The following is a 1476-nucleotide window of genomic DNA, read 5'->3' as shown; positions in this document are numbered from 1 at the left end:
TGCAGCGTCTGGCGCGCGGCCAGGTTGCTCGCCATGGAGTTGTAGTCGCGCGATGAGTACGCCGCGTAACGGTCGCCCATGCCGAGGCCTTGCTCGTTGTAGATCGAGTCGATGGCGGCGACGTCATCGAAGCCGGAAGCGGCCGACGTGCGCTTGACCACCAGCGAGCCCAGCGACGTGACGGCGTTGTTCACGGCGACGTTGATGTCCGATGCCAGCTTTTGCTTGGCGGCGTCGCCCAGGCGGTTTTCCTGCAGGGCGTCGCGCAGTTCCAGCGCCGTCATGGTCCACGGCACCGAACGCGGCTGGTTGATCGAGGCCGGCACCGACAGCTGCGTCGAGCTGTTGAACTTGCCGGTCATGTCCGTACCCGCGTACGACTGTGCGATGTACGGCATCGGGCGCCAGATGATGTTCACCGAGCGTTCCATCGCTTGCTGGTCCGTGTTGTACTTACGGACCATGCGCGACAGCACGAGGGCGTCTTCGAAGCCTTCAAGCAGTTGCTCGAAGGCTACCCGTTCCTCTTTCGAGAAGTTGTTCGACATGATTGCTGCTCCTGTCCAAGTTGACTAAGAGCAGCTGCACAACCTCGGCTAGCGTCCTTGTTTGGCCAGCTTCAGTTGCTTCTTGTACGCGACGACCTTGGAGTAATCGCCAGTCTTTTCCGCGTCCGCTCGCAGCTGCTCGAGTTTTTTCTCGCCGCCGCCGGTCGCCGGAGCGCCAGAGGATGACGAGACGCGCCCTTCAGGCGCAGGCTTGGTTGCAGTGCGGGTAGACGTCACTTTGAGTTCCTTCTCAAGTTTGGCCGCCGCGAATGCGAACCGGACGGGATCTTTGATTTCTGCCAGCGTTTTCAGCTTTGCGGGATGGCGACCCAGGGCATAGACGAGCAGAGCGGGCTTGTCAGCGCCGGCAAGCAAGATGCCTTGCTGTTCGACTGACATGGCTGCGACCACTTCGTTTTCTGCATCCTTGAAGTCCTTGACGCGCAGATCGGTTGCTTCCTTCAGGTATCCGTTCTGACGTTCCTGGATAGCCCGTTGGCGCTCTTCCGCCGCTTGACGCTGTTTGGCTTGCGCGGCATCGACATCGCGCTTCGTCTCGTACCACTTGCCGAGCGCTTCGTCGAACTTGCCTTCGTCATAGTCAAAGTCTTCGAGTTTCGGCTTGGCGCCGAGCGTCGGGACTTGCGTTTCCTGCGGTTGCTGCTGCGTCTTTTCCTTCGCCTCGAGTTCGCGGATGCGACGCTGCGCGGCTGCGTAGTCTTTGCGAAGGGCCTTCACCCACTGCGGAGCGTTCTCCTGCTCCGGGCTGGTCGAGGTCGGCGATGCCTCATCGCCAAACTGCAGCGTCAGCTCGTCTTCGCCTTCACCTTCGTCTGCCGAACCTTCAATCTCACCTGCGGGCGGATCGGTCTGTTCGCCATTCGCGATGTTTTCGAGGCCTTCTTCACCGGTTTCGGTGTTCAGTTCC

2 protein-coding genes are annotated in these 1476 nt (G+C 60.7%); both read right to left on the bottom strand.

The genetic code is table 11. The annotated features are described in order from the left end of the window. Positions 1–548 (bottom strand): P22 phage major capsid protein family protein (locus tag HQK15_RS18200; protein WP_254451186.1); only part of this gene is annotated, 548 nt, incomplete at its 3' end. Positions 549–596: 48 nt separating this feature from the next. Continuing rightward, positions 597–1476, bottom strand: an 880-nt coding sequence (locus HQK15_RS18195; protein ID WP_173492924.1) for a hypothetical protein, incomplete at its 5' end; no start/stop codon positions are given.

Origin of the sequence: Aeromicrobium stalagmiti (genome assembly GCF_013283745.1) — a bacterium.
Classification (GTDB): domain Bacteria; phylum Actinomycetota; class Actinomycetes; order Propionibacteriales; family Nocardioidaceae; genus Aeromicrobium; species Aeromicrobium stalagmiti.
Note: the sequence above shows the minus strand (reverse complement) of the source record. Positions and strands in the feature narration are given on the sequence as shown.